The sequence below is a fragment of the Deinococcus rhizophilus genome, assembly GCF_030271215.1.
Taxonomy (GTDB): Bacteria; Deinococcota; Deinococci; order Deinococcales; family Deinococcaceae; genus Deinococcus; species Deinococcus rhizophilus.
Genome location: NZ_JASNGB010000197.1, coordinates 1 through 5,151 on the forward strand (window position 1 = coordinate 1; position 5,151 = coordinate 5,151).

General features: G+C 72.2%; 4 protein-coding genes and 1 pseudogene. 1 reads left to right on the plus strand and 4 read right to left on the minus strand.

Annotated features, from left to right (window positions below; genetic code table 11):
- From QOL99_RS14830 to miaA, 3 genes are all read right to left on the minus strand, one after another.
- On the minus strand, positions 1 to 1,303 hold a 1,303-nt coding region (locus QOL99_RS14830), incomplete at its 3' end, for a protein kinase domain-containing protein (RefSeq protein ID WP_285524959.1).
- Between the two features lie 330 nt (positions 1,304 to 1,633).
- Positions 1,634 to 2,875: a glucose-1-phosphate adenylyltransferase gene (gene glgC / locus QOL99_RS14835; RefSeq protein WP_285524960.1), complete on the minus strand. Its 1,242-nt coding sequence runs from the start codon at positions 2,873 to 2,875 to the stop codon at positions 1,634 to 1,636.
- 83 nt (positions 2,876 to 2,958) lie between these two features.
- Complete coding sequence (gene miaA, locus QOL99_RS14840; RefSeq protein ID WP_285524962.1) at positions 2,959 to 3,882, minus strand: tRNA (adenosine(37)-N6)-dimethylallyltransferase MiaA; 924 nt, start codon at positions 3,880 to 3,882, stop codon at positions 2,959 to 2,961.
- A gap of 169 nt (positions 3,883 to 4,051) precedes the next feature.
- Between miaA and QOL99_RS14845 the strand changes: the two genes are divergently transcribed.
- Positions 4,052 to 4,441: an Hsp20/alpha crystallin family protein gene (locus QOL99_RS14845; RefSeq protein WP_285524963.1), complete on the plus strand. Its 390-nt coding sequence runs from the start codon at positions 4,052 to 4,054 to the stop codon at positions 4,439 to 4,441.
- Positions 4,442 to 4,516: 75 nt separating this feature from the next.
- On the opposite strand, the pseudogene QOL99_RS14850 reads toward QOL99_RS14845, so the two are convergent.
- Positions 4,517 to 5,151 (minus strand): annotated as a pseudogene (locus tag QOL99_RS14850) (MFS transporter); the annotation flags it as partial.

Genomic DNA, 5,151 nt, shown 5'->3' on the forward strand with positions numbered 1-5,151 from the left:
ACGCCCAGGCGAGGTCGCCCGTGCGGGCATTCAGCGCGTGCAGGTGCCCGTCGCGGCTGGCGGCCAGGACCCGGCCCCCCCACAGGGTCGGCGCCCCGGTGAACTCGGCGCGGGCCTGATGCTCCCAGACCTGCTCGCCGCCCCGCAGCCGCACCCGCCGCAGGGTGCCGTCCCAGGCCCCGTACAGGATGTCCCCGCCCACGAAGGTCGCCGGGGCCGTCACCTCGTCGCGGGCGGCGTGGGTGGCGTAGGGCCGCCCGGAGGTGTGCATCAGCACGAGCTGTCCGCCCCGGGTGCCCACCGCGAGCAGGTCACCCTCGCCGACCACGGCGGCGGGCCAGGTCACCTCGCCGGGCAGGGGCACGCTCCAGGCTTCGGTCAGGGTGCCGACGCGGGCCGGGCCGTCGGGGTGCTCGCCCGTGCGGGCGCGGCCACCCCGGTACTGGCCCCGCGCGTGGGCCGTCCAGACCTCGCGCCGGGCCAGCGCCCACAGGTGCGCCGCCGCCTCACCGCTGTCGGGGCGCTCCTCCGGGTTCTTGGCGAGCAGCGCCAGCAGCACCCGCGCCACCGCGTCGGGCACGGCGGGGTTGAGGTCGCGCGGATCGGGGGGCGGTTCGTAGACATGCTGAAACAGCACGCTCTGGTCGCTGTCCCCGACAAAGGGGGGCGACCCGCAGGCCACCCGGTACAGCACGGCGCCCAGCGCGTACAGGTCGCTGCGCGGCCCCACCCCTGCTCCCCGCGCCTGCTCGGGCGCCATGTAGGCGGGCGTGCCCAGCGTGACCCCGCTGCGGGTGAGGTGCTGCGAATGCTCGGAGAGCGCCACCAGCCCGAAATCCATCAGCCGGGGCATCCGGGCCTCGTCCAGCAGCACGTTGCCCGGCGTGAGGTCGCGGTGGATGATCCCCTGCGCGTGGATAAAGCCCAGCGCCCGCGACGCGAAGCCCGCCGCCGTCAGGAAGGGGGTCAACGAGGCGGGCGAGTCCTCCAGCGGGCCCAGCGCCGTGACGGGCCCCTTGAGCAGCGGCATGGTGAAAAAGGCGCGGGCGGGGCCTCCCCCCTCCCCCGGCGCCTCCCCCAGGTCGAGGACAGGCACCACGCCGGGATGCGAGAGGCGGGCCAGGGTCCGCACCTCGCGCAGGAAGCGGGCGCGGTCGCCGTCGGGCAGGTGGGGGTGCAGCACCTTGACGGCCACCTCGCGCCCCAGCCGGGTGTCCTCGGCGCGGTAGACGCGGGCGCTGCCGCCCTCGCCCAGCAGGGCGTGCAAGCGGTAACGCCCCCCCACCTCCGCGCCGACTTCCATCAGGGGAAAGTGTAGCGGAGGGCAGGGGGGGACAACTCCTGAACCTCTTCGTTTCAACCCCTCAGTTCGCTGCGCGGCCAGCTCCCCTCAAAGGGAGCCTTGAAGCGCACGGGACTGGAGGACGTTTCCCACGAAAGCCTCCCTCCTCNTCGTTTCAACCCCTCAGTTCGCTGCGCGGCCAGCTCCCCTCAAAGGGAGCCTTGAAGCGCACGGGACTGGAGGACGTTTCCCACGAAAGCCTCCCTCCTCAGGGGACTTGCACAGCTGCGCCGCAGAGGTGCCCCGAAGGGGCGGAGGGGTTGAGCGGAGAGGTCAACGGGGACTCTGCGCTCAGAAGGTGTAACTCTTGGGCACCACCACCACGCCATTCTCGGTCACCGTGAAACCGCGTGCCCGGTCCTCCTCGGGGTCCACGCCGATCGTGGTGCCGGGCGGGATGGTCACGTCCTTGTCCACGATCACCCGGTGCAGGTGCGAGTGCCGCCCCACGACCACGTTGTCGAACAGCACGCAGCTCTCGATCAGCGAGTACGAGTGCGCCCGCACGTTGCGGCTGAGAATCGAATCGCGCACGGTGGCCCCGCTGACGATCACCCCCCCGGCCATCGAGCTGTTGAAGGCCTGCCCCTTGCGCCCCTCGGCCTCGTGGACGAACTTGGCGGGCGGCGAGAACTCGCTGCTGGTGCGCAGCGGCCACTGCGGGTTGTAGATGTCGAACTCGGGGTTCACGCTGACCAGATCGAGGCTGGCGTCGAAGTAGGCGTCCAGCGTCCCCACGTCGCGCCAGTAGAGGTTCGGCCCCGACTGACCGGGAATCGGGTTGCGGTGGAAGTCGTAGGCCTGCACCGAGTAGCCGTCCGCGAGCGCCCTCGGAATCACGTCCTGCCCGAAATCGAAGCCGTCCTCCTGCCCGCTGATGGAGGTGTGCAGCAGTTCTTCCAGCGCCCGGCGCGAGAAGATGTAGTTGCCCATGCTCGTCAGCGTCATGTCGGGGTCGCCGGGCATCCCGGGCGGGTCGGCGGGCTTTTCCAGAAACTCGGTGACCCGGCCCCGGTCGCCCACATGCATCACGCCGAAGCGGTGCGCTTCCGTGCGGGGCATCGGGTAGGCGGCGATGGTGACGTCGGCGCGGGCGTCGATGTGCGACTGGAGCATATGCTCGACGTTCATCTTGTAGATGTGGTCGCCGGAAAAGATCGCCACGTAGTCGGCCCCGAAGTTGTCCACGAGGTGCAGGTTCTGGTACACGGCGTCGGCGGTGCCTCGGTACCACACCGCGCCGAGTTCCTCGTAGCGGTACATCTGCGCCGGGACCAGCGTGATGAAGTAGTCCTGGAGGAAGGTGCCGAAGCGCCAGCCGCGCTGGATGTGCTCGGTCAGGCTCTGGGCCTTGTACTGGGTCAGCACGTAGATCGAGAAGACGCCCGAGTTGATGAAGTTGTTGATCGCGAAGTCGATGATGCGGTACTTGCCGCCAAAGGGCACGGCGGGCTTGGACCGCTTGAGGGTCAGCGGAGCGAGGCGCGAGCCCTGCCCCCCAGCCAGAATCATTCCCAGAACGCGTGGTTTCATGGCAGGCCTCCTGCGGGTCCAGAGGGGATGGGGAAAGAAGTGATCCCCTCCAGTCTAGCCGCCCGGTCCCGCAGGCGCCGACTTTAGAGGACCTCCACGTCCAGCCACGCCGCGAGGGCCGCCGCCGTCTCCTCCGGCCCGGCGACCCCCGCGCCCAGTTGCGTGCGGGTCCAGGTGAGCTGCCGCCGGGCATAGCGCCGGGTGGCGAGGGTGATGCGGGCGGCGGCCTCCTCCAGCGAGAGCTCGCCCCGCGCGGCCGCGAGCGCTTCCGGGTAGCCCAGCGCCTGCCAGACGGTGGGGCGCGGCTCCACGTCCGGGGACACCTGGGCGGCCAGCCACGCCGCTTCCCCCGGCCAGCCGCCCGCGAGCATCTCCCCCACCCGCGCCGCGATGCGGGCTTCCAGTTCCGGGCCGGGCCGCGTGAAGGCGAAGACCCGGTAGGAAAAGCGCGGCAGGCTGTGGCCGAACTCGCCCGGAAAGCGCCCGGTGCGGCGGTAGACCTCCAGCGCCCGGACCACCCGGCGGGGATTGCCCTGCATCCGCCCGGCCTCCTGGGGACTGACGCGGGCGATCTCGGCCAGCAGCGCGTCCAGGCCGCGTTCCCGCAACTCGGCCTCCACCCCCGCCTGCACCGCGCGGTCGGCGGGCGGCGTCAGCGGCAGGCCACGCGAGAGCGCCGAGAGGTAGAAGCCCGTGCCCCCCACGACGAGCGGGACCCGGCCCCGCGCCTGGATTCCGGCGATGGCCGCCTCGGCCTCCCGCACGTAGCGGGCCACGTCATAGCTCTGGGTCACGCCCACCACGTCGAGAAGGTGGTGCGGCACGGCGGCCTGGTCCCCCGCCCCCGGCTTGGCCGTGCCGATATCCAGCCCCCGGTACACAGTGAAGGCGTCGGCGGCCACGATCTCGACCGGGCGGGTGGCCGCGAGCGCGAGGGCCAGGGCACTTTTTCCTGCCGCCGTGGGGGCGGTCAGGACGGGAATGGGGCGGGGCGGGGCGGACGTCATCCCGACCTGCTCTGGTTCCAGACCACCCGAACAACCCACCGGACGGTCTTCCAGCGCTGCCAGCCGGTGTCTACCGACTCTCCGCAGCTTTATAAGTCGGGGGCATCTGCGGCTCACCGCGTAGGGGTTCACACGCGCGAGTTTACGGCCCGGTGCTACCGTGGAAGGCATGAACGAACCCGTCCTCGCCCGGTTGCAACAGCTGATGACCCTGCGGGAGGAGGTCGAGACGCTGGGTGCCCTGGAAGGTCCCTGGACCCCGCCCGCCGACTGGGTGGACGAGGACACGCATCTGCGGCTGCTGCTCGACGTGCCCGGCGTGGACCCCGCCAGCCTGGAGATGCACGAGGAAGGCGGGGCCGTGACCGTCGCGGGCCGCCGCGAGGCCCCCGCCCGGCTGCTGCGCGGCGAGCGCCCCAGCGGCACCTTCAGCCGGACCCTGCACTTTCCCGAGGCCGTCGTGCCGGGCTCGGGCGAGGCGCAGCTCGCGGCAGGAGTCCTGAACGTGCGCTTCGAGAAGCGGCACCCGACGATCGACGTGACGACCCAGCCGGAGTAACCCCGGGCTGTTGGAGAGAGTCTCGGGCCCCCGGGACGTGATCTCTCGGGAGCCTTGCTGCCTCCGACTCGCGCCCTACCGCCGCAGCCGCCCCGCTGCCAGCCACCCCAGCGCGGCCGCCAGCAGCGTCACCCCGAACGCGAGCGTGAAGGCCTGCTCCAGCGGCAGCCGGGCGATCAGCGCCCCGCCCACCCCGGCGGCGACGGCCACCATCAGGACCTCGGTGTTGGCGAGCTGCCCGGAGAGCCGCCCCGACTCGCCGGATTGGGCGGCGGCCAGCGCGTACAGACTGTTGCTGTTGTAGCCGACGCCCATCCCCAGGCAGGCCAGGACCCACGCCGGGTAGACGGTCCACAGCGGCAGCCCGCCCAGCACTGCCAGGGCGCTGGCGAGCAGCCCGGCCGCCATCAGCCCCAGGCCCACCCGCACCCGCAGCGGCCGGGACCCGGCCCCCAGACGGCGCTCGGCCTGCGCCTGCACCCACGACCCCAGCGTCCAGGTGGCCCCGCCGAGGCTCAGGACCCACCCCGCCGCCGTCAGCGACAGACCGCGCAGCTCGTGCAGCGCCAGCGGCAGGAAGGAATTGGCCCCCAGCAGCGCGAAGGCCGCCAGTCCCCGCACCGCGAGCGCGTTGGGCAGCCCGCCCCCGAAGCGCAGCAGCCCCGCCGGGAAGAGGCGGCGGGCCGTCAGGACGGTCCCAGCAGCGCCGA

Excerpts from the sequence above, each read along its gene's own strand:
- miaA (WP_285524962.1), bottom strand. The coding sequence starts at position 3,882 with ATGACGTCCGCCCCGCCCCGCCCCATTCCCGTCCTGACCGCCCCCACG.
- glgC (WP_285524960.1), bottom strand. The coding sequence starts at position 2,875 with ATGAAACCACGCGTTCTGGGAATGATTCTGGCTGGGGGGCAGGGCTCG.
- QOL99_RS14845 (WP_285524963.1), top strand. The coding sequence starts at position 4,052 with ATGAACGAACCCGTCCTCGCCCGGTTGCAACAGCTGATGACCCTGCGG.